Origin of the sequence: Sulfitobacter sp. M368 (assembly GCF_025141875.1) — a bacterium.
GTDB lineage: Bacteria > Pseudomonadota > Alphaproteobacteria > Rhodobacterales > Rhodobacteraceae > Sulfitobacter > Sulfitobacter mediterraneus_A.
In genome coordinates this window covers 1,565,763-1,590,590 of the sequence record NZ_CP081113.1, presented here as the reverse complement: position 1 = coordinate 1,590,590, position 24,828 = coordinate 1,565,763, and the positions used below count along the sequence as shown (strand labels likewise).

Genomic DNA, 24,828 nt, shown 5'->3' with positions numbered 1-24,828 from the left:
CCGAATAAATTCATCCTGAGTTTGCTTGGCCGGGTCTTTGCCAAAAAAGGCCTCAGGGTATCGACAGCTCAGAGCACTCGCTGGCGCGGCACAGATCAAAGCGCCAAACGCTATGAACAAACAAACCGCCGCGCCGTCCCTGCCCCTCACGCCATCCAAGCCGCCTTGCGCCGGTCAAAGAACGCGCCGATGCCCTCGGCGGCCTCTTCTGTCTCCCACCGTTCCGCCAGTGCGGCGATGGTATGCGCTACGACCTCATCATCAATCCGCGGTCCCAGATCACGGGCCAGTTTCTTGGCCGCCGCCACCGCGCCGGGGGCGCAGGACAGATAGGGCACCACTTCGGCCTCAATCGCCGCGTCCAGATCATCCGCAGGCACCGCGCGGGCCAGCAGGCCCAGATCAATCGCCTCAGCCGCGCCAAAAAGCCGCGCCGACATGAACACGCGCCGTGCCCGCCCCTCGCCCATCCGTGCCAGAACATAAGGGCCGATGGTCGCCGGAATGATCCCAAGCCGGGTCTCGGTGAACCCCATCTTGAGGCTGTCCACACCAATCGCAACGTCACAGACCGAGGCCATGCCAACCCCGCCGCCAAAGGCATTGCCCTGCACCTTGCCAATCAGCGGCTTTGGTAGCCTGTTGAGCGCCCCCAGCATCGTCGCCAGCTTGCCTGCCTCTTTGCTGCGGGTTTCCGGGTCCATCTCGGCCTGATCGCGCATCCAGCCGAGATCACCGCCGGCACAAAAGGATTTGCCCGCACCGGTCAACACCACCACCCGCACTGCATCATCCGCCGCCAGATCCGCCGCCGCCTGTGTCAGATCGGCCAGCATCTGCGCCGACATGGCGTTGTGCTTTTCCTCCCGGTTCAGCGTCAGCGTCGCCACACCGCGCGTGTCGGTTTCAATCTTGATTGTCTCGAACATATTGTTCCTACTTCGTTTTTCCCCGATTGCCGCGCCCGTGGCCTAGCCCCGCATCGCGCGGGCCATCCCGGCGGCCTCTTCGATCACCGCTTGATCAAGGCCCGTTTCATAACCCAGTGCCGTCAGATGCGCATTCACCGCCTCCGTTGCGACATTGCCCGCCGCCCCCGGCGCATAGGGGCAGCCGCCCAAGCCGCCAACAGCCGCATCAAAGACCCGCACCCCCATCGACAAAGATGCATCAATATTGGCCATCGCCCGCCCGTGAGTGTCATGGTAATGCCCCGCCAGACGCCCCACCGGCACCACATCGCGCACCGCCAGCAGCATCTTGGCAATGCTGTCCGGCGTGCCTGCGCCAATCGTGTCGCCCAGCGAAACCTCATAACATCCCATGGCAAACAGCTTGTCCGCCACCATTGCCACAGCGGAGGGATCAACCGCGCCGTCATAGGGGCATTCCACTACACAGGACACATAGCCGCGCACCGGGATATCCAGATGCCGCGCCTCCTCCAGCACCGGCACAAACCGTTCCAGCGATTCTGCGATACTGGCGTTGATATTCTTTTGGCTGAACCCCTCAGAGGCCGAACCGAACACCGCTATCTCATCAGCTTTGGCCGCCAGCGCATCCTCGTAACCGCGCATGTTCGGCGTCAGGGCAGCATAGCGCACGCCCTTGGCCCGCTTGATCTGGCCCAGAACCTCACCCGAGCCCGCCATCTGCGGCACCCACTTGGGGCTGACAAAACTGGCGCATTCAATGCGCCGAAAACCCGCGTCGCTCAGCCGGTCGATCAGCGCGACCTTTTCCGCCACGGGAATTTCCCGTGCCTCGTTTTGCAATCCGTCCCGGGGGCCGACCTCAAAAATTTCACATGGTCCCAAGCTCATGGCATTCCCCTTCGTTGCCGCATCCGCCTCAGACCTTTTCTATTGGCCAGGGGGGATAAAATTCCTGTTCATAGATCCCGCCCTCTGTGGGCAAGGATTTGGCAAAGCTGTCCCGCGCCGTGATCCGCGCATACCATTCGGCCACCGCAGGGTGCTGATCCAGCTTCACAAAGTAGCGTGACATATAAACAGCCTGACCAACAGATATATCCGCAGCCGAAAACCCGCTGGTCAAAAGATAGTCGCGGTTCTCCACCGGTGTGCTCAGCCGCGCCTCGAGTGCATCATAACATTTGCCAATCCGCGCCGCCTCCAGCTTCATCACGATAGGGCTGCGCATATGGTCCTCGCGCAGCGCCACATGTTGCTGGGTGAGGGCCGCCGTGTGCTGGCTGATGGTTTCAGCGAAATGTACCCAGACCAGCCAGGCCATGCGGTCCGGATCATCCGCTGGACGGCCCAACCGGTCAGGGCTGTAGCGTTCACACAGGTATTGTGTGATCGCCCCGGTTTCAAACATCCGTTCCCCGTCGATCTCAAGCGCAGGCACCCGGCCTGCCGGTGACAGGCTCAGGTACTCCGGATCGCGCAGGGATTTGTCAAACGCATGCAGCTTGAGCTGGAACGCCACATCCATCTCGTTGAGCAACCAAAGGGTGCGCATCGAGCGGGTCTGCGGACAGTGGTGCAATGTGATCATGCAGCGGCCTCCTCTTCGGCCTCCAACCTAACGAGTGCTGCGCCCGCTTCAACCTGATCGCCAGCCGTGGCCAGAACCTCGGCCACCACGCCATCGCGGGCCGCCAGCAAGGAATGCTCCATTTTCATGGCCTCTAGGACCGCCAGTCGGTCGCCCTTGGCCACCCTCTGCCCGACTTTGGCATCCACAGCGCGGACAAGTCCGGGCATCGGTGCCTCGATGAGATTGCCGTCGCCCTGCGCCCCTGCCGCCCGCGACAGCGGGTCAATCACGTCAAAGGCCATGCCGTAACCCTCAAACACAGTGACTGTCGCGCCCGAGATGGCCACATCCGCTGCAGGTTGACCGCCAATGGTCCAGCGCCCCCCCCGGCGCAGGGCCTGCACTTCGTCCTCGCCCAGAGTCCAATGCTGTTCATCCGGTGAGATCACCCGCACTTTCAGCAGATGTTCCTCGCCGCCCCAGCCGAGCATGATCTGACGCCGCAGCGCCCGCCACAGGGTGAATCCCGTCTCGGCCTGGGTCTCCAAGAGACCCAGCGCCGCCATTCCGGCCAACGCCGCATGGCGCGGTGCAATCTCCGGTGCGGCTGTCAGCGCATCAATGTCGCGGGCAATGAGGCCTGTATCGACCTCGCCCTTGCCAAACCCTTCATGCGCGGCAAGCGCGCCGAGGAAGGCCAGATTGGTCACGGTGCCGCCCACCTGACAACCGCTCAGTGCCGCACGCAGGCGCGACAGGGCCACATCGCGGTTCGGCCCATGCACAATCACCTTGGCAATCATCGGATCATAAAACGGGCTGATAGTATCGCCCGCCCGCACACCGCTGTCGGCGCGGGTCTGCGGGGTGAACTGCAAATGCGTCAACGTGCCGGTCGCGGGCAAAAAACCCTTTGGCACATCCTCGGCATAAAGCCGCGCTTCAAAGGCGTGACCGCTGATCGACAATTCGCCCTGCTGCTTCGGCAGGCTCTCGCCCGCCGCCACGCGCAGCTGCCATTCCACCAGATCAACACCGGTGATCAACTCGGTCACCGGATGTTCCACCTGCAAGCGGGTGTTCATCTCCATGAAAAAGAAACCATCTGCGCGCAAACCGCCCGAGCCGTCCACGATAAACTCAACAGTGCCGGCCCCGGCATAGCCAATCGCCTCGGCGGCCCGAACCGCCGCCTGGCCCATGGCATCGCGCACATCCTGCGGCATATCCGGCGCGGGTGCCTCTTCGATCACCTTCTGATGGCGGCGCTGCAAGGAACAATCGCGCTCGAACAAATGCACCGCCTTGGTGCCATCACCAAAGACCTGCACCTCGATATGGCGCGGCTTGGTCACAAATTTCTCAACCAGAACATCCGAATTGCCAAAGGCGGTCTTAGCTTCCGAGCGAGCCGAGTCCAGCGCCGCCTGGAACGCGCCCGCCTTTTCGACCAATCGCATGCCCTTGCCACCGCCGCCTGCGACCGCCTTGATCAATACCGGATAGCCGATCTTCTCGGCCTCGGCTGCCAGCAGCGCATCGTCCTGATCCGCCCCATGATAGCCCGGCACCACCGGCACGCCGGCCTCCACCATCAGCGCCTTGGCCGCATCCTTCAGGCCCATCGCCCGAATGGCCGATGCCGATGGCCCGATAAAGGTCAAACCGGCCTTCTCGACGGCCTCCACAAAATCGGGGTTCTCGGACAGAAAGCCATAGCCGGGATGGATCGCCTGTGCGCCGGTCTCCAGCGCCGCCTGAATGATCACATCACCCTTCAGATAACTTTCCGCCGGGGCGGAGCCGCCAATATGCACAGCCAGATCTGCCATCTGCACATGTTTTGCCGCGCGGTCCGCATCAGAATACACCGCCACGCAACGCACACCCATAGCCTGCGCCGTTTCCATCACCCTGCAGGCAATCTCGCCCCGGTTCGCAATAAGGATCGTGTCAAACATTCGCCGTTCCTTCACTTTCAACTTTGTCTTCCTTTTTGGCCTTCAATACTCCGGGGGTCTGGGGGCTGGCCCCCAGCTCTGCCCAAAAAAAGACCCCTGCGCCTTCGTGATCCATCGCCATCACATCCGGAACACGCCAAAGCGTGTCGGCTCAATCGGTGCGTTCAAACTGGCTGACAAAGACAGTGACAGCACATCGCGGCTCTTGCGCGGATCAATGATCCCGTCGTCCCAAAGCCGCGCGGAGGCATAAAGCGGATGGCTCTGTTCTTCGAACATATCTATCGTCGGTTGCTTAAAGGCCGCCTCTTCTTCGGCGGACCAGGTGCCGCCTGCCCGTTCAATGGCATCACGTTTGACTGTCGCCAGAACCCCCGCCGCCTGCGGGCCGCCCATCACGGAAATCCGGCTGTTGGGCCAAGTCCACAGGAACCGCGGGCGATAGGCCCGGCCGGACATGCCATAGTTGCCCGCCCCGAAGGAGCCGCCCACCAGCATGGTGATCTTGGGTACATTTGTGCTGGCCACCGCTGTCACCATCTTGGCGCCGTGCCGCGCAATGCCTTCATTTTCATATTTACGTCCGACCATAAAGCCGGTGATGTTTTGCAGGAAAACCAAGGGGATATTGCGTTGCGAGCACAGTTCAATGAAATGCGCACCCTTCTGCGCTGCCTCGGAAAACAGCACACCATTGTTGGCCACGATCCCGATCGGGCATCCTTTGACATGAGCAAAACCGGTCACAAGGGTCTCGCCAAAGCGGGCCTTGAATTCATCAAAGCGGCTGCCGTCGACCAGACGCGCGATCACCTCGCGGATATCATAGGGCGTGCGCAGATCCGCCGGCACCACACCCAGCAGTTCGGATGGATCATAGGCCGGCTCTTCGGGGCTGGCCCATTCCACGGTCTTTGGCTTGCTGCGGTTCAGCTGCCCCACTGCACGGCGGGCCAGAGACAAGGCATGGGCGTCATCTTCGGCCAGGTAATCGGCCACGCCGGACAGGCGCGTATGCACATCACCGCCGCCCAGATCTTCGGCAGAGACCACCTCGCCCGTGGCCGCCTTGACCAAGGGCGGACCGGCGAGAAAGATCGTGCCCTGCTCTTTGACGATGATTGTCACATCCGACATCGCCGGTACATAGGCCCCGCCCGCGGTGCAAGAGCCCATCACCACCGCGATCTGCGGAATGCCCTTTGCGCTCATCCGGGCCTGATTGTAGAAGATCGCACCAAAATGATCCCGGTCGGGAAACACTTCGTCCTGATTGGGCAGGTTCGCGCCGCCGCTGTCCACCAAGTAGACACAAGGCAGATGGTTGGTCTCGGCGATCTCTTGGGCCCGTAGGTGTTTTTTCACCGTCATCGGATAATAGGTGCCGCCCTTCACGGTGGCGTCGTTACACACCACCATGACCTCTTGCCCCTGCACCCGGCCAATGCCTGCGATCACACCCGCACAGGGCGCCGCTCCATCATAAAGCCCATGCGCCGCCGTCGCGCCGATCTCCAGAAACGGGCTGCCCGGGTCCAGCAGGTTGGCCACACGTTCGCGCGGCAACATCTTGCCCCGGCTTTCGTGGCGGGCGCGGGACTTCTCGCCGCCACCCAATGCGGCGGCCTGTGCCGCCTCGCGCACCTGCTCCAGCGCCTCCAGATGGGCCGCTTCGTTGTTTTTGTAGCCTTCGGACGAAGGCAGCGCCTGCGAAGTGAGTTTCACGTTTCATCTCCTTCATTTCGCGGAATATTCTGGCACCGAGGTGCCGGCTTTTTCGAATAAATCTGTTCTGCCGCCGGGTGGAGAATGGACCAGTTCATACGGCCCCCTCCGCCGCAGCACGGGCCTTCAGCTCCTTGCGGATCACCTTGCCAGTTACCGTCATCGGCAGGGCGTCGACAAAAGAAATTTCCCTTGGATAAGAATAGCTTGCCAGCCGATCTTTGACCCATTTCTGCAACTCTTCGGCCTCTACACCGGAACCGTGCTTGCGCACCACATAGGCTTTGACCACCTCCGTGCGCAGCGGATCAGGCTTGCCCACAACCCCCACGGTCGCAACGCCGGGATGGGTCAGCAGGCAATCTTCAATCTCGACCGGGCCAATGCGGTATCCGGCCGAGGTGATCACATCATCCTCGCGCCCGACAAAGCGCAGGTAATCACCCTCCCAGATGCCGCGATCTCCAGTGATCAGCCAATCATCGCGAAATTTCTCGGCCGTCGCCTCTGGCCGGTTCCAATAGCGCAGCATCATCGACGCCGATCCGCGCCGGATGGCCACGTCACCTTCGCCCGATGTGGGTTGGCCTGCGCTGTCAATCACGGCAACGTCATGGCCCGGCACCGGCTTCCCGATACACCCCGGTTGTGCATCAAAATCAGCGGCGCAGGAGGAAGCGACCATGTTGCATTCGGTCTGGCCGTAGAACTCGTTGATCTCCAACCCGAAGGCTTTGCGCCCCCAAGCCAGCATCTCGCCGCCCAATGGCTCGCCGCCACTGGCCACGGACCGCAAACCGGGGATCGCCATATCTGCCGCTTTGAGCATTCTTAAAGCAGTGGGCGGAAAGAATACATTGCGCGCCCCGCCCTGCGCGATCACCTCGGCGCAGCCCTCCACCGTGAATTTGCTCATCCGCGCCGCCACCACAGGAATGCCAAGCGCCAGCCCCGGCATCAGCACGTCGAACAGCCCGCCAATCCACGCCCAGTCCGCGGGAGTCCAGAGGCAATCACCCTGCTGCCCCAGATGATTGTGACTGATCGAGACCCCGGGCAAATGGCCGGTCAGAACCCGGTGCCCATGCAGCGCGCCCTTGGGGCTGCCGGTGGTGCCGGAGGTATAAATCAGCACGGCGGGATCGTCAGCGGCGGTGTCGGCAAACCCGACCGGATCACCCTGTATGCCGACGTAGTTCGCGATCCACGCCTCTGCCAAATCGCCCAGCAGTGCCGCCCCTTCATCGTCCGTCAGAACAATGGCACAGCCCGCATCCCCGACCCGGCTGGCCAGCGCATCATGCTTGAAGAGTTTGAACAAAGGCACTGAAATCGCGCCAATTTTCCAGATCGCCAGATGGGCCGCCGCGCACCAAGGGCTTTGGCTGAGCAAAACGCCCACACGGTCACCTGCCCGCACCTTTTTCAACAGGGCACGGGCCAGACCATCGGCCATGGAATGCAATTGGCCAAAGCTGACATCGCGCCGCTGCGGACCGGTCAAATCAATGATCGCCGTGGCCCCGTCCGGCTGCGACAGGCATTGCGCGGCCATGTTCAGCCGCGCGGGAATGTCCCAGCTGTGGTCAATATGCAGGCCCGGCAGGTCCATCAGCTGCGATACTCCGGATTCTCATAGCCAAATCGTGCACCCGCATCCCAAGCCTTGCGATCGTTGCCCTGATTGGGATAACCGCCTGCCGCATTGAGCATTCGTGCCAGATGCATGGCGTTCCACGTCATGATCGTGGTGTTGCGCTGGGTGAATTCATTGTCCAACCCGGCGCGGCTGCCATCCTCCAGATCGTCTCCATAGGATGGCCCTGGCCCCGCCTCGCCGATCCAGCCACAATCGGCCTGCGGCGGGATCGTGTAGCCCAAGTGGTTCATCGCAAAGCCAAGGGTCATGGCGGTGTGTTTGATGCCATCCTCGTTGCCGGTGATCACACAGGCCGCAACCTTGCCATAGAAGACCGATTGCCCCTTGTTGTTCAGCTCCCCGCTCATCGCGTAGAGACGTTCGATCAGGACACGGCAAACAGAGGATTCCTCGCCCAGCCAAAGCGGCGTGCCTATGATCAGGATATCGGCGGCCAGCACCTTTTCCCATAAAATTGGCCAGTCGTCCTGCGCCCAGCCATGTTCGGTCATGTCGGGATAAACACCTGGCGGCACCTGATGGCTGAGCAGATGCAGATGTTCAACCTCTACGCCCTCGCCCTCCATGATGGCGGCGCTGGCGTTCATCAAAAGCTTGGTATGGCTTTCCGATGGCTCTTTCTTGAGAGACGTGTTGATAAACAAGGCTTTGAGAGGGGTTGTCATGTGTCGGGCTCCAGTTCCGGAAAAGGCGATGTACCGGCCGCAGGCAAGGGTGCCGCAATGCGGCCGCCGAACCTATTCACGTAGTACACAGCCTCAAACACTCCAGTTTCTCCCATCGGTTTACACCGCACGACGATCCAAACGCTGGCCAAATCCGGCGCGGGATAGGCCGCGCAATCGATTGGTTTGGCCCCTGTTCCGGCCTCCTGCAGATAAAGCGCGGCATACCGCGCGATCACGTCGCTTTGCTCCAGCGTGGCCACGATCCAGCCCAACCGGAACACCAATACTGCGCCAAGACCGGTCAGCGCCGCCAAGGGCGCCCACCAAAGCCAGCGCGGCATCTGTTTAACCCATCGAAGCCATCATCTCGCGGCCCACCAGCATCCGGCGAATTTCCGAAGTGCCTGCGCCGATTTCCATCAGTTTGGCATCACGGAAAATCCGGCCCACCGGGTTGTCGGACAAATAGCCCGCGCCGCCCATGGCCTGTACGGCCTGATGCGCCTGCACCATGGCCTGCTCCGAGGCGTAAAGACAGCAGGCCGCGGCATCCTGACGGGTTACGGTGCCACGGTCACAGGCCTGCGCAACCGAATAGACATAGGCACGGGCCGAATTCATCGCGGTGTACATATCCGCCATCTTGCCCTGCATCAGTTGGAAGTTGCCGATCGGCTGACCAAATTGTTTGCGCTCGGCCATGTAAGGCATGATCTCGTCCAGACAGGCCGCCATAATGCCAAGGCCGATACCGGCCAGCACCACGCGTTCGTAGTCCAGACCGGACATCAACACGCGCACGCCTTTACCCTCCTCGCCCAGCACGTTCTCAAACGGCACTTCTACGTCGTCAAAGATCAGCTCTGCCGTGTTCGACCCGCGCATCCCCAGCTTGTCAAAATGCGGGCTGGTTGTGAAACCCTTCATCGTCTTTTCGATCAAGAAGGCGGTGATCCCCTTGGAGCCGGCATCGGGGTCCGTTTTGGCGTAAACCACCAATGTATCGGCATCCGGGCCGTTGGTGATCCAGTATTTATTGCCCGACAGACGGTAATGATCGTTTCGCTTTTCGGCGCGAAGTTTCATGCTGACCACGTCACTGCCCGCAGATGGCTCTGACATTGCCAAAGCGCCGACATGTTCGCCGGAACACAGCTTGGGCAGGTATTTCTCTTTCTGCTCTTGCGTGCCGTTCAACTTGATCTGGTTCAGGCATAGGTTCGAATGCGCCCCATAAGACAGCGAGACCGAAGCCGACGCCCGCGCGATTTCCTCTACCGCAACCGTATGCGCCACATAGCCCATGCCCGTGCCGCCAAATTCCTCGTCGACGGTCATACCAAGGAGGCCCAGTTCACCCATCTCGGTCCAAAGCTCGGGCGGGAACTCATTCTTGGTGTCAATGTCTGCGGCCATCGGCTTGACGCGCTCTTGCGCCCAGCGATGCACCATTTCGCGCAATGCGCCGACATCTTCCCCCAGATCAAACTGCATACTGGCGTTGAACATGGCTCTCTCCCGTTTATTGAACGCTTGTTCATTACTTACAGATCAAACATCCACCGGTCAAGCGTCTTGGAAAGGTGGAACCAATTGCCGCGCTGCCCGTTGGTCCTTCAGCAATGCAAATTCAGCAAAAAGAGAGAGAACATGACCGACAGTTTGAAAAAAGAATTCTGGGACCGTCTGGAAGACACGCGCACAGGCATGTTGTCCGCCGGATCCGCCCCTGCCGTCCCAATGAGCCATTTTGTTGAGGACGACAGCACCGCGCCATTCTTGTGGTTCATCACCGCCAAAGGCACCGCACTGGCCGAGGCAGCAGCCACGGGCGCCGACGCCCAATATATTGTATCGACCAAGGACGAACAGCTTTACGCCCGCATTGATGGGCGTGTCCAGGCAGTGAATGACCCTGCGCAGCTTGACCGGATCTGGAACGTGATGGCCGATGTCTGGTTTGATGGGGGTAAGCATGACAGTGACGTGCAGCTGCTGCGGATGGATCTGAAACAGGCCGAGGTCTGGCTGACCGATGGCAGCATCAAATTCCTGTTCGAAGTGGCCAAGGCCCACCTGACAGACCAACAACCCGATGTCGGCCAGCACGGCACGGTGCATTTCTAATCAACCCCGCGCCCTCTCCTTTCGGAGGGGGCGTTTTAGCTTGGCGCTTGATACACGCGGCCAACCTCTGCGCGGATGATCCGCGCAATCAAGGCACAATCTTCCAAAGAGAAGGTCAGCGGCACGCGCATATCCACGATCCCGGCCAGCACCGCATCACTTTTGGGCATCGGCGGCGCATCCACGTAACGCCATGAATCATAGCGGCTGGTAAATCCGACCGGCTCTGCCCCGCCGAACCATTTCAATTCAACACCGCGTGCCGCGCAACTGCGCTGTACCTCTAGCACGGCGGCCTCGCTCCAGCCGGACAGCAGGAATTGAATGGAAGATCCAACAATACTTTCTTTTCCGGGGCGTTCGATCACGGTCAGGCCCGGCGTGCCGCGCAGCCCCGCTTCGATCGCATAGTACCGCTCGTTCCACCGCTGCACTTGACGGTCCAGGTCCTTCAATTGCGGGCGCAGGATCGCGGCCCGCAGATTATCCATTCGCCCCGAAATGTTGGGGGTCTCATAGCGAATGGTCTCAAAAGCCTCTCTCGGCGGACCGGCTTCATGCCGTTCATACAGCATGTAAGAGCCGGACAATATGATCGCCCGCGCCGCCACCTCTGCATCGTCTGTGACGAGCAATCCACCCTCGCCCGAATTGACATGTTTGTAGGTTTGGCAGGAATAGCATCCGACCTTGCCCTGCGTTCCCGATGGCACCCCATCCCAGGCCGCGCCCATGGTATGCGCACAATCTTCAATCACGGTGATCCCCGCCGCATCACAAATCGCCATGAGCGCGGTCATATCCGCCAAATGCCCGCGCATATGGCTCAACAATAAAACATCGGCCTGATCGGCCTTGACGGCGAGATCCTCAAGATCAATCACCAACTGGTCTGTGACACCGACAAACACCGGCACAGCGCCAAGCGCCGCAATTGCCCCCGGAACCGGGGCCAAGGTAAAAGTGTTTGTCAGAACCTTATCGCCGGGTTTGACCCCCACCGCCCGCATCGCCGTGGCCATCGCATAACCGCCCGATGCCACCGCGAGACAGTACTTCGCGCCGGCCTGCGCGGCAAACTCCTGCTCCAGCAGCGCAGTTTCCGCGATCTCGCCCGCGACAGTATTATATCGGTGCAAGCGCCCATGCCGCATCACCGCCACGGCTGCCTCGATGCCGGCCTCGGGAATTGGCTCTTGCTGTGTGAAACTGCCTTTGAAAACCTCTGTCATTGCCCCGCCCTTCCGATCAAATTTTCAACAATGCCCGGCAGATCCGCATAATCATGTAGTAACGCCTCAGGCTCCAATGCCGACATGTCGCCGCCCGCCGGACCGAATGTCACCAACACACAAGGCACCCCGGCCGCCTGCGCCGTCTTTCGGTCCGTGATCGAATCCCCGATCAGCATGGACTGCGCCGGATCCCCGCCTGCGCGGCGGGTGGTTTCGTGCAAATGCTCAGGATCAGGCTTGCGCACAGCGAGGCTGTCGGCCCCCAGCATGGATTGCCAGATGTCACGCACGCCCAACCGCCGCAGCAATTGATCGGCCAGCGCCTCTGGCTTGTTTGTGCAGATCGCAACGCGATAACCGCTTGATTTCAAGGTCTCAACCGCATCCATCGCGCCGGGATACAGATAGGTCCGGCTGTCAATGTCCTGCGCATAGGCTTCAAGCAGCTTGGGATAGAATACATCAATCACGGCATCATCAAGCGGACGGCCCAAACGTTCCATCCCGAGGGTCAGCATCGCCCGACCGCCCCGCAACGCCGTCCCCGCATCGCGGGCAGCATCCAGCAGATCGCCCTCGCCCATCTGCCGAAAACAGGCGTTCGCCGCCGCGATCAGATCCCCGCTGGTGTCTGCCAAAGTGCCGTCGAGATCAAAAACAACTGTCTTCATGAAACCCTCTGCTAAGCGGAACCCCGCCCGTACATGTTGCAACCCGCAACCTTGTTTGATGCCGCGCAGCCTTGCGCCTTTGTGCGAAGGGCGTAAAGAGAAAGCAAGTATCAGAATAAAGAGACAGACATGAAAACTGGACTGATCATCCTTGCCGCAGGCAAAGGCACGCGGATGAATTCGGAATTACCAAAAGTACTGCACCCAATCGCGGGAGAGCCGATGCTGGTGCACGCCATGGGCTCCGGTGCGGCGCTGGCACCGGAATGTACCGTGATTGTCGCCGGACATGGGGCCGCGCAGGTCGAAACCGCAGCGTTGGAACATGATCCCGATGTCACCGTCGTCACCCAGGACGAACAGCTTGGCACTGCCCATGCGGTTGCGCAGGCCCGCAAGGCGCTGGATGGGTTCGATGGAATGGCATTGGTGCTATACGGTGACACCCCATTCGTGCAGCCTGAAACGTTAGAAAAAATGCAAGAGGCACTGACCAGGCATGATCTGGTTGTGCTGGGCTTTGAAGCGGCTGATCCGGCCCGCTATGGGCGGTTGATCCTGCAAGGGGATCACCTGGACCGGATCGTCGAATACAAAGATGCATCAGATGAAGAACGCGCAATAACGCTCTGTAATAGCGGTGTTGTTGCCTGCAAGTCGGACCTGCTCTTTGATCTGATTGATGCCGTTGGAAATGACAATGCGGCGGGCGAATATTACCTCACCGACATCGTAGAAATCGCCCGTGCGCGGGGCTTGTCTGCCACTGCAGTGACCTGCGCCGAAGAAGAAACCATGGGCGTCAATTCTCGCGTTGATCTGGCCGCCGCAGATGCCGCGTTTCAGTCCCGCGCCCGCCAAACCCTGATGGAAGATGGCGTCACCCTGATGGCCCCCGAAACAGTTTATCTGGCCCGTGATACGGTGATTGGCCGCGACACGGTGATTGAACCGAATGTGGTCTTTGGCCCCGGCGTGACTGTCGAATCCGGCACAACCATTCGCGCGTTTTCGCATTTGGAAGGCTGCCATGTGTCCCGCGGTGCCATTGTCGGCCCTTATGCCCGCCTGCGCCCTGGCGCGGAGCTGGCCGAAGACGTGCGCATCGGCAATTTTGTCGAAGTGAAGAACGCGCAAATCGCCGAAGGGGCCAAGGTCAACCACCTCAGCTACATTGGCGATGCCACAATCGGGCGCAAATCCAACATCGGCGCCGGTACGATCACTTGCAATTATGACGGCGTCATGAAGCATCACACCCATATCGGCGAGAACGCATTTATCGGGTCAAACACCATGTTGGTCGCGCCGGTCTCAATCGGGGATGGCGCGATGACCGGCAGCGGCTCCGTCATCACCTCGGACGTGGAGCCGGACGCGCTGGCGCTGGCCCGTGCGCCGCAAGTCGAGAAACCGGGGATGGCACGTAAATTGTTCGAAATGTTAAAGGCCAAAAAGGCCAAAGCGCAGAGAGGCAGCTAGAAATGTGCGGAATTGTAGGGGTACTGGGAAACCACGAAGCAGCGCCGATACTTGTAGAGGCTCTCAAACGGCTGGAATATCGTGGCTATGACAGCGCCGGTATCGCAACGGTGAACGACGGCACATTGGACCGCCGCCGTGCAGTCGGAAAGCTGGTGAACCTCAGCGATCTGCTGGTGCACGAACCGCTGGCGGGCAAGTCCGGCATCGGCCATACCCGCTGGGCCACCCACGGTGCGCCGACGGTCAACAACGCACACCCCCATAAGGCCGGTCCAGTTGCCGTGGTGCACAACGGGATCATCGAGAACTTCCGCGAATTGCGGTCCGAACTGGCGGAAAACGGTGTGAAATTCATCACCGAGACCGACACCGAAACCGTCGCTCTTATGGCGCAGCACTATATGTCTCAGGGTCATGAGCCGGTTGAGGCGGCAAAACGCACGATTGCCCGGCTGGATGGCGCATTCGCCTTGGCTTTCCTGTTTGACGGCCATGACGATCTGATGATTGCAGCCCGCAAGGGATCACCTCTTGCGTTGGGCTATGGCGAGGGCGAAATGTTCGTCGGCAGCGACGCCATTGCCCTATCGCCGCTGACAGACCGGATATCCTATCTTGAAGAAGGCGATGTCGCGGTCATCACACGAAACTCCGCCGAAATCACCGATGCAAACGGCGCATTGGCCAATCGCGCGATCCGTACCATCCAGATTGACAGCACCCGCATCGACAAGGGCGGGCACAAGCACTTTATGGCCAAGGAAATCGCCGAACAGCCCGGTGTGATCGGGGATGCACTGCGGCAATATATCACCGCCGAAGGCGAGATTAACCTACCAGATAAAGGCATTGATTTCAGCAAGATAGACCGCATCACTATGGTCGCCTGCGGCACGGCATTCTATGCCTGCCTCACCGCGAAATATTGGTTTGAGCAAATTGCTCGCCTGCCCGTAGAGGTCGATGTGGCCTCCGAATTCCGCTACCGCGAACCGCCGATCCCTGATCGCACCCTGGCCCTGTTTGTCAGCCAGTCAGGCGAGACTGCCGATACCCTGGCCGCCCTGCGCTATTGCGAGGGCAAGGCGCAAACCATCACATCAGTGATCAACGTTCCGGAATCCTCCATCGCCCGCGAAAGCGATCTGGCGCTGCCGATCTTTGCCGGTGTTGAGGTTGGCGTGGCCTCGACCAAAGCGTTCACATGCCAGCTCACAGTGTTGTTCCTGCTTGTTCTGAAGGCGGCCAAAGACCGCGGCGCTCTGGATGACGCCGCGATCGCGGATCACATCAGCCATCTGCGCGGATTGCCTGCCGTATTGAACACCGCGCTAGAGCAAAACGATGCCCTGCGCGATGCGGCCCGTAAACTGGCCTCGGCCCGAGATGTACTGTTTCTGGGGCGTGGCCACATGTATCCTCTCGCCCTTGAGGGCGCTCTTAAATTAAAAGAAATCAGCTATATACACGCCGAAGCTTATGCATCAGGTGAACTGAAGCACGGCCCCATCGCGCTTGTGGATGAGAACGTGCCGGTGGTGGTGCTGGCCCCGCGTGATCCGCTTTTCGACAAGACGGTCAGCAACATGCAGGAGGTCATGGCCCGCAAAGGCAAAGTGATCTTGGTGTCCGACAACAAGGGTTTGAGCGAGGCCAATGAAGGAGTCTGGTCGAGCATCGAGATGCCTTCAATAAGCGATGCACTCACCCCGATCCTTTATGCGATACCGGCTCAATTGCTGGCCTACCACACCGCCGTCGCCAAGGGGACGGACGTTGACCAGCCGCGCAATCTGGCCAAATCGGTCACGGTGGAGTAATGGCCAAGCAATTTGACGCGCTCAGCGACGATCACAGCAGCTTTATCGCCGCGCAGCACATGTTCTTTTGTGGCAGTGCGGCGCAGGACGGACGTGTCAATATCTCGCCCAAAGGGATGGACAGCCTGCGGGTGCTTGGCCCCAACCGGATCATCTGGCGCAATCTGACGGGATCGGGCAATGAAACCGCCGGTCATTTGGCACGGGTCAATCGCATGACCCTGATGTGGTGCGGATTTGAAAAGCGCCCGATGATTTTGCGCTGCTACGGCACGGCCCGCACCCTGCACCCCCGTGATGTGGAATTCGCCGAATTTAACAAACTCTTCCCACCCTCAGACGGCGCAAGGCAGATCTACGATCTGCAGATCGACCTTGTGCAAACCAGCTGCGGCTATGCCGTGCCGTACTATGACCACCAAGGCCCGCGCGACACCTTGGAAAAATGGACCTTGGACAAAAGCCCCGCGGAAATCGAAACCTATTGGGACACCCGCAACCAGCGCACCATTGACGGGATGCCAACCCATATTCTTGGTCCGTCTGATGATTGATCCGTACCTTGAGGCATTGGAGGCGCTGTCAGACCCCGAACGCGCCGTGCAGATGCGCAAGTATCACAAAGCGGACCGCCGATACCTTGGCCTGGCCAACCCGCAAATTGACGCGCTGACCAAGTCCTGGCGGGCCGAGCTGAATCTGGCAGAACGGGTCGCACTGTCAGATGCGCTTTGGCAGACCGATATTTTCGAAGGGCGTTTGGCAGCGGCCAAATTGCTAACCCAGGCCCGACTGCGCCCCGATGACACACCCGCATGGCGATTGATTGCATCATGGACCACTGATTTTGACAGCTGGGCGATCGCCGATCACGCCTCTATGGCTGCGCAAAAGCGTTTGGTGGCTGACCCCGCACGTTTAGACGAGGTCGAAACCTGGATTGCCTCCGATCACATGTGGACACGGCGTGCGGCGTTTGTCTCGACCTTGCCCTGGACCAAGCAGAACCACCCTAAACCCCATGAATTGGCCGCTCGGGACCGCATTCTGGGCTGGGCCGCAGCCCTGGTTAAAGATCATCAGTGGTTTATTCAAAAAGCCATCGGCTGGTGGCTGCGCGACCTGTCGCGCCATGATCCGGCCCGCACCATCGCGTTTGTCGAGGCCCACGGGGATGTCATGAAGCCTTTCGCAGTGAAAGAAGCGATGCGGCATCTGAAAAAAGCGGGTGGTTAACCCTCCAGCGCGACAGTGACCTCGGTCAGGTCCGTCAAGGACGCGCCGATCAAACGCATGGCAGACAGTGACACCCGGCTGCCGCCCGTTGCGGGCCCATCCAAGGGGATTAAGGTCACCAGAGAGGATTTGCCATTGGCGGGATTGGTCACCCGTCCTTGCGCCTCGGCTTTGACCAAGGGTGTTTTCAACCATAATCCGGGCTCTGTTGGGCTGCCCAGACTGGCCACAGTACGCCCCAGATCGCGGGTGGGCGCGGCAGGGGGGGCAACAGCGGCGGCGCGTTGCTCTGCTGTGGTGGTGTCCAATGCTTCTGCCGATTGGGCGCTTGGCGCGGGCGGCGGCGCCGAGGTTTCCGGGGTCAAGATATTGCCCTGCGACACCGGATCACTGGGGACAAAAGGATCAAGCGGCGCGTCATTAGCCACCGCATCCGGTTTGCCCGGTCCGGGCATGGAGATTCCGATCCTGTCCATCACGCCGGCGCAACCGACGAGGATAAGACAGGACAAACTGATCAGGGCAAACGGCTTCATCCTGCCATTCTAGCCCCGGCCCTTCGGACCGGCAATCAACCAATTGGCGCTTGCCCCGCAATAGGCGGGGCATTACCTATGACCCATGAACGCACCTCTCATTGATCCTTTCGCGCGCGCAATCACATATCTGCGGGTTTCTGTCACGGACCGTTGCGATTTCCGCTGTGTCTACTGCATGTCGGAAAACATGACCTTCCTGCCCAAGAAGGAACTGCTTACCCTCGAAGAACTGGACCGCATGTGTTCCACCTTTGTTGGACTGGGCGTGCAAAAGCTGCGCATCACCGGCGGAGAACCCTTGGTGCGCCGCGACATCATGACGTTTTTCAATGCGATGGGCCGTCACCTTGAGGCTGGAACGCTCAAGGAACTGACGCTCACCACCAACGGCAGCCAGTTGGAGCGTTTCGCAGGTGATCTTTATGCCGCAGGCGTGCGGCGGGTGAATATCTCGCTCGATACCCTGGACGAAGGAAAATTCGCCGAAATCACGCGCTGGGGCCGTCTGGCGCAGGTTTTGCGCGGTGTTGATGCGGCGCAAAAAGCCGGTCTGCGGGTCAAGATCAATGCTGTGGCGCTCAAAGGTTTCAACGAAGACGAGCTGCCCGAAATTACCAAATGGTGCGCCGAGCGGGACATGGATCTGACCTGGATTGAAGTGATGCCGATGGGCGATCTGGGCAATGAAGACCGGTTGGAACAATACTGGTCCCTCGACGATGTCCGCGCACGTTATGCCGAACATTACACGGTGACAGATCTGGCGGAGAACTCCGGCGGACCTGCGCGTTACGTGCGCCTTGAGGAAACCGGCCAGAAGATCGGCTTTATCACCCCTCTGAGCCATAATTTCTGTGAAAGCTGCAACCGTGTGCGTATCACCTGCACGGGCGAGATTTACATGTGTTTGGGGCAGGAGGACGTCGCCGACCTGCGCGGCCCTCTGCGGGCCCATCCCACCGACAGCGCCCCGCTTGAGGCCGCGATCCGCGCCGCGATTGAACGCAAGCCCAAGGGCCATGACTTTGACTATTCGCGCCAGCGCGCCGATGGCCAGATGTCGCGCCACATGAGCCATACAGGCGGCTGATCTTCCATGCCTGCCCCCTTTCTCTATCGTGCCTGGGTGGGGGCAAGCATGTTGCTTGTGCCATTCTTTGCCCGTCGTGAAGTGCGCAAATTGCGCGATGCCGGACTGTCAGTGGACCGCGCCCATGAAAAGCTGGGCCATGCCACAGAACCGCGCAACCCCTCCGGCCCGCTGATCTGGTTTCACGCCGCCTCTGTCGGGGAAAGCCTGTCTGTGCTGGCGTTGATTGACCGCATGGGCAAGGCTTTGCCGAATGCGCAGTTTCTGATCACCTCCGGCACCGCCACATCGGCCCGCCTCCTGGCGCAGCGCATGCCGCACCGTGCGGTACATCAATTTGCCCCGCTCGACGCCCCCGGCCCGCTGAAACGGTTTCTGCGCCATTGGCGCCCCGATGCGGCAGTGTTTGTGGAAAGCGAACTTTGGCCGCAAATGCTGCGCCGGACCTATGAGCGTGGCACCAGGATGGCACTGGTCAATGCCCGCCTGTCCGAAGGGTCCATCGCGCAATGGCGCAGGTTCCCCAAAACCGCCCGCTATATCTTTGATGTCTTTTCGCTGATCCTGACTCAAAACGACGCAATGGCCGGGGCGATGGTGGCGATGAACGCGCCGCCGGATCGTGTGGCGCGGGGGATCAACCTTAAATCCATGGCAGGCCCGCTGCCAGTGGACGAAGACCTCTTGTTTGAGGCCCGCGCCGCGCTTGGGCATCGGCCGGTCTGGGTGGCCTCCTCGACCCATGAAGGCGAAGAGGAAACGGTGCTGGCGGCGCATCAGGCTTTGCTCAAACGGTTCCCTGATCTGTGCCTGATCCTCGCCCCCCGCCATCCCGAACGCGGCGATGCGGTGGCAGCGATGATCGTACAATCCGGCCTCAGCATGACCCGCAGAACCGCAGGCGACATGCCCGGCGGACAGGTGTTTCTGGCCGATACCATGGGCGAATTGGGCAGTTGGTATGCCGTCAGTGATCTGGTGTTCCTGGGCGGGTCTTTGCACCCCATCGGCGGGCACAATCCGTTTGAAGTGGCACAATCAGGCGCTGCGGTTTTGTCCGGCCACCACGTGAAGAATTTTTCCGAAACCTATGAAGAGATGGAAAAAAATGGCGCTGCCCGTTTGGTAAAGACAGCCGAGGATCTCGCCGCACACATCGCTGAACTGCTTGACAACGAGACACGGCGGACTGCCATGAAAAATGCAGCTGCCTCCTTCACCGCCGCGCAAACCGACAAGCTGGACAGCATCGCGCAGCGCCTGATCAAAGCATTGGACCTTGGCGCAGATGGCTGAAGTTTTTGTCACGAACTACAACCCGAATTTCACCGGTGTTTCGGCCACAGCCGCCAATGTGATCCGCCAGCAGCGGCGGCGCTATGATCTGACCTTTGTTGGACACCCCCTGCCCGGCTGCCCTGATCCGGTCACGCCAGGTGCGGCCCATGCCATGTCCCGCACCGTGCCCGACGACCGCCCATTCGCGATCTGGCATGTGCGGCGAAACCCCGAAATGCGCAGCGCCATCTGGTTGCGCGATATCCGGCGCGCGCCGATCAAGATCGTCTTTACCTCCGCCGCGCAGCGCTTGCATTCGGCCTATCCGCGCTGGCTGATCAGCCGCATGGACGCGGTGATTGCCACTACGGATAAAGCCGCCGAATTTGTGCCCCACGTCCGCGCGGTGGTTCCGCATGGGGTCGATACCGAGGCGTTCTATCCCGCCAAGGATCGCGCCGCCGCATGGGCCAATCTCGGCTATGGCGGCACGTCAGGGATCGCGACCATCGGGCGCATCCGGCCTGAAAAAGGAACCGATGTTTTTGTCGATGCAATGCTGCGTCTGCTGCCTGAACGGCCCGGAACGGTGGCTCTGGTCATTGGCCGGGCTGGCGGGAAATACGAAAGCTATCTCAAAGACTTGAAAGCCAAGGTTGCCGCCGCCGGACTGGCCGATCGCCTGCTCTTTCCCGGCGAGATTGCAGCGGACAGGTTGCCCATGCTGATGCGGTCCCTGTCACTGGTGATGCAACTGCCACGCTATGAGGGGTATGGCATGGTGCCGCTGGAAGGTCTCGCGTCAGGGGTGCCATTCGTGGGCAGTGAAACAGGATACTATCGCAATTTTTCCGCGCAGGGGCGCGTCGGTGCCATTGTCCCGCTGGAAGATGCAGAAGCCGCCGCCTTTGCCGCACAGGAAATGCTGGACCGTAAGAACGCCGCTGCTGCGGCCCGTGACGTTGCGCTTCACAGCTTTAGCGCCAAGGCAGAGGCAGACGGCATTGATGCCGTCTACCAATCGCTTTGGCAGGGTTAGCGCCCGCCGCTTAGTTCATCACAGGCATGCGCTGCTCAACGATGCCCGCCCACCAGCTGCATCCTGCTGGGATCGCCTCGTCGTTGAAATTGTACATCGGGTGATGCACGGCGGCGCTGTCGCCATTGCCGACAAGGATGTAGGCGCCGGGCCGCTCTTCGAGCATAAAGGCGAAATCTTCACCGCCCATGACCAGCGGTGCCTCGTCACAATCACCTGACACGGACCGCGCAACTTCGGCTGCAAATTCTGTCTGTTCTTCGTGGTTTACCATGACCGGATAGTTGCGTTTATAGTTCACTCGTGCAGTCGCGCCAAAGGTCGTGGCGATGCCTTCACAGATCTCCGTCACCCGCTTTTCCGCCAGATCGCGCAGCTCATTGGACAAGGTGCGCACCGTACCCAGCATATTAACCCGCTGCGGGATCACGTTGAACGCCTTTGAGGAGGTTTCAAAGGATGTGATCGACACCACGATGCTGCCCACCGGATCGGCATTTCGCGAGGCAATGGTCTGCAGGGCGGTCACGATATGCGCGGCGACAACGGTTGTATCAATTGTCTCGTTCGGTTTGGCCGCATGGCCGCCCAAGCCCTCAATCTCGATATCAAGCAGATCGGTCGCCGCAAAGAACGGGCCCGAGCGGATGCCGAACTTGCCCGTCGGCACGCCCGGCCAGTTGTGCATGCCGTAGACCTCTTGGATGTTCCAACGGTCCATCATCCCGTCTTCGCACATCTCGCGGCCACCGCCGCCGCCCTCTTCGGCGGGCTGAAAGATCACCACCGCCGTGCCGTCAAAATTGCGGGTCTCCGCCAGATATTGCGCCGCGCCAAGAAGCATCGCCGTATGCCCGTCATGGCCGCAGGCATGCATCGCATTGGGCGTCTTGGAGGCATATTCAACACCGGTCTGTTCATGGATCGGCAGCGCGTCCATATCCGCGCGCAGACCGATCACCTTGCCAGACGCGGTCGATTTGCCCTTGATCACACCCACAACACCGGTGCGCCCGATGCCTTCGACCACTTCGTCGCAGCCGAACGCCCGCAGTTTCTCGGCCACGGTGGCCGAGGTCCGGTGGGTCTCAAACAGGATTTCGGGGTGTTCATGCAAATCACGTCGCCATGCGGTGATGTCATCATGCAATTCGGCAAATCGGTTCTTTACGGGCATTGGGTGTCTTCCTTTTATTCTTGTTTAGGCGGTTTCATCCGCCTCTGTTTGATATGTAGGATCAGTTTGACGGCAAACGAGTCTCAACCATTTCGGCAAACCATGAACAGCCCGCCGGAATCGCATCGTCGTTGAAATCATACATCGGGTGATGCACCGTCGCGCCATCGCCGTTGCCAATCATGATATAGGCTCCCGGACGCGCATTCAGCATATAGGAAAAATCCTCTCCGGCCATGATCGGCGGCGTGTCGCGCCAGACGTCTGGCACAATTTTTTCAGCAACATCAGCGGCATATACGGTTTCTTTGTCGTGATTGACCGTCACGGGATAGCCACGTTCATAATCAATATCGGCGCGGCATTGATAGGCCGCAGCGGTATGCGTCACCAGCTCGCGCAGCCGCTGTTCGGCCAGATCGCGCACGTCTTCATCCAAGCTGCGCACCGTGCCGCGCAGGCGCACGGTTTGCGGCAATACATTGTGGCTGTCGGTGTCACTGCGCAGGGTGCAGACCGAGACAACCACCTGTTTGATCGGGTCCACATTGCGGCTGGCAATGGATTGCAGCGCCACCACCACATGCGCCGCCGCCAGATTGGTATCAACCGCCTCATGCGGGGCGGCGGCATGACCGCCCTGCCCGTCGATCACGATGTCAAATTGATCCGTCGCCGCCAGCAAGGCACCGGGGCGGATCGCGAATTTGCCCACCGGGTAATCCGGCATATTGTGCATGCCGTAGACCTCATCAATTGACCATCGTTCCATAAGCCCGTCTTTGACCATCTCATTGCCACCGCCGCCGCCCTCTTCGGCAGGCTGAAAGATCAGAACACAGCGGCCATCAAAGTTGCGGGTTTCCGCCAGATATTGCGCCGCCCCCAGCAGCATCGCGGTATGGCCATCATGGCCGCAAGCATGCATCTTGCCGGGAACTTTGGAGGCATATTCAAGGCCCGTTGCCTCTTCGATCGGCAGTGCATCCATATCGGCCCTCAGCCCGATCGTGCGCCCCGATGTGTTGGTCTTGCCCTCAATCACCGCCACAACGCCGGTCTGGCCAATGCCGGTGGTGATGTCCGTGATGCCAAATTCCCTTAGCTTCTCCTCAACGAATTTCGCGGTTTCATGCACGTCAAATTGCAGTTCTGGATATTGGTGCAAGTGACGGCGCCATGCGGTGATTTCGGCATGAGTTTCGGCAAAACGGTTCTTAATTGGCATATGTCCCCCTAAATTGGCGGGCTCAAACAGATGGGCCCAGCCGGATCGCGCTGCCATCGGTGAATCGGGCTGCGCGAAACCTTGTCAGATCATGCCCCAGCGGATCGCCAGTGACCAGAGCCGCCAAAACACGCCCCATCGCAGGACCAATGCCGAACCCATGGCCGGACATGCCCGTGCCGATCACCAGCCCCGGCAGCTCAGTACAATGGTCCACCACAGGCACCACATCAGGCATTGTATCGATCATCCCTGCCCAGCGGGCCGTGACCTTGACCTCAGGCAAGGCCGGGAAAAGCGCGACAAAATCTTCCACCAAACGGTCCAGCTTTTTGATGTTGGGCGCAGGGTCGAGAATGCGCATCCGCTCAAACGGGGTTTGATCATCTGCGGTCCAGCGGCGTTTGGTCCCCCAACCATCCGGATAATCCTTTGGCGATGCAAGATGATAGGATTGTCCCAAGGGATTGGCCCTAAGCTGGGGCAGATACTTTCCGAAATGGCGAAAGGCATCTGGACCGATGAAGAGCTCTGTCACGCCAGAGGGCGCCAAAGTGTAGCCGCCATCGGCCCGGCGCCGGAACGCCACTTTGCTGTCCGCAGCCGCGCCTTCACACAGATGCGGCAAGGGCGCGGTCGACAGAACGCTTTCGCGCACCGAAAGCTGTGGCAGGGACACCCCGTGATTGCGCAGAAACAAGGATGACCACGCGCCAGCCGCCAAAACCACACGCGGCGCAGCGATACGGCCGCTTTCCGTAACGACGCCCGCCACTTTGGCCGCCGCCAGATCAAGGCAACGCACCGCGCAGTTCTCAATGATATCTACACCTTCCGCCGCCGCAAGATCCGCCAGGGCGGGCACCGCCAGCCATGGCTCTGCCCGCATGTCAGACGGCGTCACCATCGCGCCTTTGTAACGCTGTCCCATATCGGGAAACATCGCCGCCGCCTCACGCGAGGACAACATACGGGTGTCCAGATCATGATCCGCCGCCAACGACTGCCAATTGGAAAATCCGGACAGGTCTTTCTCGGTCTCCGCGAAATAGGTCACGCCGCCCTGATGCAGCCCGATGTCAACGGCACAATCGGCGGCCAGATCCTGCCACAGGCCGATTGCCTCCATCATGATCGGCAGTTCGTCGGGATCGCGGCCCTGTTGCCTGATCCACCCCCAATTGCGCGCGGATTGTTCGGCGGCGATGCGCCCTTTTTCAAGCAGGACCACCCGGTGCCCGCTCCGCGCCAGGTAAAGCGCGGTGGTCACCCCGATCACGCCGCCACCGATGACAACCACATCCGCCGCCTCAGGCACGGGCCCGGCAAAGCGTTGCGGTATCGGGGCGCGGAACGGGAAGGCGGACATTGGTGACTGTTC

Annotated in this window: 23 protein-coding genes; 8 read left to right on the top strand and 15 right to left on the bottom strand. The window is 60.3% G+C overall.

The annotated features are described in order from the left end of the window. Positions 1–146: 146 nt before the first annotated feature. The 9 genes from K3754_RS07940 to K3754_RS07900 all read right to left on the bottom strand — a co-directional run bounded on the left by K3754_RS07940 (position 147) and on the right by K3754_RS07900 (position 10,031). Positions 147–929 carry a crotonase/enoyl-CoA hydratase family protein gene (locus tag K3754_RS07940; RefSeq protein WP_259942661.1) on the bottom strand — a complete coding sequence of 261 codons (783 nt, stop codon included), beginning with the start codon at positions 927–929 and terminating at the stop codon, positions 147–149. A 42-nt stretch (positions 930–971) separates the two neighbouring features. Further along, complete coding sequence (locus tag K3754_RS07935; RefSeq protein ID WP_259942659.1) at positions 972–1,826, bottom strand: hydroxymethylglutaryl-CoA lyase; 855 nt, start codon at positions 1,824–1,826, stop codon at positions 972–974. A gap of 28 nt (positions 1,827–1,854) precedes the next feature. Then, positions 1,855–2,526 (bottom strand): glutathione S-transferase family protein, encoded by a 672-nt coding sequence (locus K3754_RS07930; RefSeq protein WP_203211542.1) that lies wholly within the window; start codon positions 2,524–2,526, stop codon positions 1,855–1,857. After that, complete coding sequence (locus K3754_RS07925; protein WP_259942655.1) at positions 2,523–4,469, bottom strand: acetyl/propionyl/methylcrotonyl-CoA carboxylase subunit alpha; 1,947 nt, start codon at positions 4,467–4,469, stop codon at positions 2,523–2,525. Before K3754_RS07925 ends, K3754_RS07930 begins: the two co-directional genes overlap by 4 nt. Positions 4,470–4,589: 120 nt before the next feature. Beyond that, positions 4,590–6,194: a carboxyl transferase domain-containing protein gene (locus K3754_RS07920; protein WP_203211544.1), complete on the bottom strand. Its 1,605-nt coding sequence runs from the start codon at positions 6,192–6,194 to the stop codon at positions 4,590–4,592. 94 nt (positions 6,195–6,288) lie between these two features. After that, positions 6,289–7,806 carry an AMP-binding protein gene (locus tag K3754_RS07915; protein ID WP_259942653.1) on the bottom strand — a complete coding sequence of 506 codons (1,518 nt, stop codon included), beginning with the start codon at positions 7,804–7,806 and terminating at the stop codon, positions 6,289–6,291. Further along, a complete protein-coding gene (locus K3754_RS07910; protein WP_259942650.1) occupies positions 7,806–8,519 on the bottom strand; it encodes a flavodoxin family protein in 714 nt (237 codons plus the stop codon). Before K3754_RS07910 ends, K3754_RS07915 begins: the two co-directional genes overlap by 1 nt. Beyond that, complete coding sequence (locus K3754_RS07905; RefSeq protein ID WP_259942647.1) at positions 8,516–8,863, bottom strand: hypothetical protein; 348 nt, start codon at positions 8,861–8,863, stop codon at positions 8,516–8,518. Before K3754_RS07905 ends, K3754_RS07910 begins: the two co-directional genes overlap by 4 nt. Positions 8,864–8,867: 4 nt before the next feature. Next, positions 8,868–10,031 carry an isovaleryl-CoA dehydrogenase gene (locus K3754_RS07900; RefSeq protein ID WP_259942644.1) on the bottom strand — a complete coding sequence of 388 codons (1,164 nt, stop codon included), beginning with the start codon at positions 10,029–10,031 and terminating at the stop codon, positions 8,868–8,870. A 141-nt stretch (positions 10,032–10,172) separates the two neighbouring features. Here K3754_RS07900 and K3754_RS07895 point away from each other — a divergent pair, with 141 nt between their 5' ends. Next, the gene (locus tag K3754_RS07895; protein ID WP_203211549.1) at positions 10,173–10,649 is read left to right on the top strand and encodes a pyridoxamine 5'-phosphate oxidase family protein; all 477 of its coding nucleotides are present in this window, start codon (positions 10,173–10,175) and stop codon (positions 10,647–10,649) included. 35 nt (positions 10,650–10,684) lie between these two features. Here K3754_RS07895 and K3754_RS07890 read toward each other — a convergent pair whose 3' ends face one another. After that, on the bottom strand, positions 10,685–11,881 hold the full coding sequence (locus K3754_RS07890) for a DegT/DnrJ/EryC1/StrS aminotransferase family protein (protein ID WP_259942641.1): 1,197 nt from the start codon (positions 11,879–11,881) through the stop codon (positions 10,685–10,687). Further along, the gene (locus K3754_RS07885; protein ID WP_259942639.1) at positions 11,878–12,555 is read right to left on the bottom strand and encodes an HAD-IIIA family hydrolase; all 678 of its coding nucleotides are present in this window, start codon (positions 12,553–12,555) and stop codon (positions 11,878–11,880) included. Before K3754_RS07885 ends, K3754_RS07890 begins: the two co-directional genes overlap by 4 nt. A 129-nt stretch (positions 12,556–12,684) precedes the next feature. Here K3754_RS07885 and glmU point away from each other — a divergent pair, with 129 nt between their 5' ends. From glmU to K3754_RS07865, 4 genes are read left to right on the top strand one after another with little or no spacing between them, the layout of a single operon-like run. Next, a complete protein-coding gene (gene glmU / locus K3754_RS07880; protein WP_259942637.1) occupies positions 12,685–14,037 on the top strand; it encodes a bifunctional UDP-N-acetylglucosamine diphosphorylase/glucosamine-1-phosphate N-acetyltransferase GlmU in 1,353 nt (450 codons plus the stop codon). A gap of 2 nt (positions 14,038–14,039) precedes the next feature. Continuing rightward, complete coding sequence (gene glmS, locus K3754_RS07875) at positions 14,040–15,860, top strand: glutamine--fructose-6-phosphate transaminase (isomerizing) (RefSeq protein WP_259942635.1); 1,821 nt, start codon at positions 14,040–14,042, stop codon at positions 15,858–15,860. After that, positions 15,860–16,414, top strand: a complete 555-nt coding sequence (locus K3754_RS07870; protein ID WP_203211554.1) for a pyridoxamine 5'-phosphate oxidase family protein — start codon at positions 15,860–15,862, stop codon at positions 16,412–16,414. Before glmS ends, K3754_RS07870 begins: the two co-directional genes overlap by 1 nt. Further along, positions 16,407–17,096, top strand: coding sequence for a DNA alkylation repair protein (locus tag K3754_RS07865; RefSeq protein ID WP_259942633.1), 690 nt, complete (start codon positions 16,407–16,409; stop codon positions 17,094–17,096). The genes K3754_RS07870 and K3754_RS07865 overlap by 8 nt, the downstream gene beginning before the upstream one ends. On the opposite strand, the gene K3754_RS07860 is transcribed toward K3754_RS07865, so the two are convergent. Next, the gene (locus K3754_RS07860) at positions 17,093–17,632 is read right to left on the bottom strand and encodes a hypothetical protein (RefSeq protein WP_259942631.1); all 540 of its coding nucleotides are present in this window, start codon (positions 17,630–17,632) and stop codon (positions 17,093–17,095) included. The two genes, K3754_RS07865 and K3754_RS07860, sit on opposite strands and share 4 nt — an antisense overlap. Before the next feature lie 85 nt (positions 17,633–17,717). Between K3754_RS07860 and moaA the strand changes: the two genes are divergently transcribed. Genes moaA through K3754_RS07845 form a run of 3 tightly spaced genes read left to right on the top strand, consistent with a single transcriptional unit; the run spans position 17,718 to position 21,042 of the window. Beyond that, a complete protein-coding gene (gene moaA / locus K3754_RS07855) occupies positions 17,718–18,725 on the top strand; it encodes a GTP 3',8-cyclase MoaA (RefSeq protein WP_203211557.1) in 1,008 nt (335 codons plus the stop codon). 6 nt (positions 18,726–18,731) lie between these two features. Further along, positions 18,732–20,021 (top strand): 3-deoxy-D-manno-octulosonic acid transferase, encoded by a 1,290-nt coding sequence (locus K3754_RS07850; RefSeq protein ID WP_259942628.1) that lies wholly within the window; start codon positions 18,732–18,734, stop codon positions 20,019–20,021. Next, the gene (locus K3754_RS07845) at positions 20,014–21,042 is read left to right on the top strand and encodes a glycosyltransferase family 4 protein (RefSeq protein WP_259942626.1); all 1,029 of its coding nucleotides are present in this window, start codon (positions 20,014–20,016) and stop codon (positions 21,040–21,042) included. The genes K3754_RS07850 and K3754_RS07845 overlap by 8 nt, the downstream gene beginning before the upstream one ends. A gap of 10 nt (positions 21,043–21,052) precedes the next feature. On the opposite strand, the gene K3754_RS07840 is transcribed toward K3754_RS07845, so the two are convergent. The 3 genes from K3754_RS07840 to K3754_RS07830 form a co-directional block, all read right to left on the bottom strand. Next, positions 21,053–22,219, bottom strand: a complete 1,167-nt coding sequence (locus tag K3754_RS07840; RefSeq protein WP_203211560.1) for a M20 aminoacylase family protein — start codon at positions 22,217–22,219, stop codon at positions 21,053–21,055. Between the two features lie 61 nt (positions 22,220–22,280). After that, on the bottom strand, positions 22,281–23,447 hold the full coding sequence (locus K3754_RS07835) for a M20 aminoacylase family protein (RefSeq protein ID WP_259942622.1): 1,167 nt from the start codon (positions 23,445–23,447) through the stop codon (positions 22,281–22,283). Positions 23,448–23,469: 22 nt separating this feature from the next. After that, on the bottom strand, positions 23,470–24,816 hold the full coding sequence (locus K3754_RS07830; RefSeq protein ID WP_259942619.1) for an FAD-binding oxidoreductase: 1,347 nt from the start codon (positions 24,814–24,816) through the stop codon (positions 23,470–23,472). Positions 24,817–24,828: the final 12 nt, after the last annotated feature.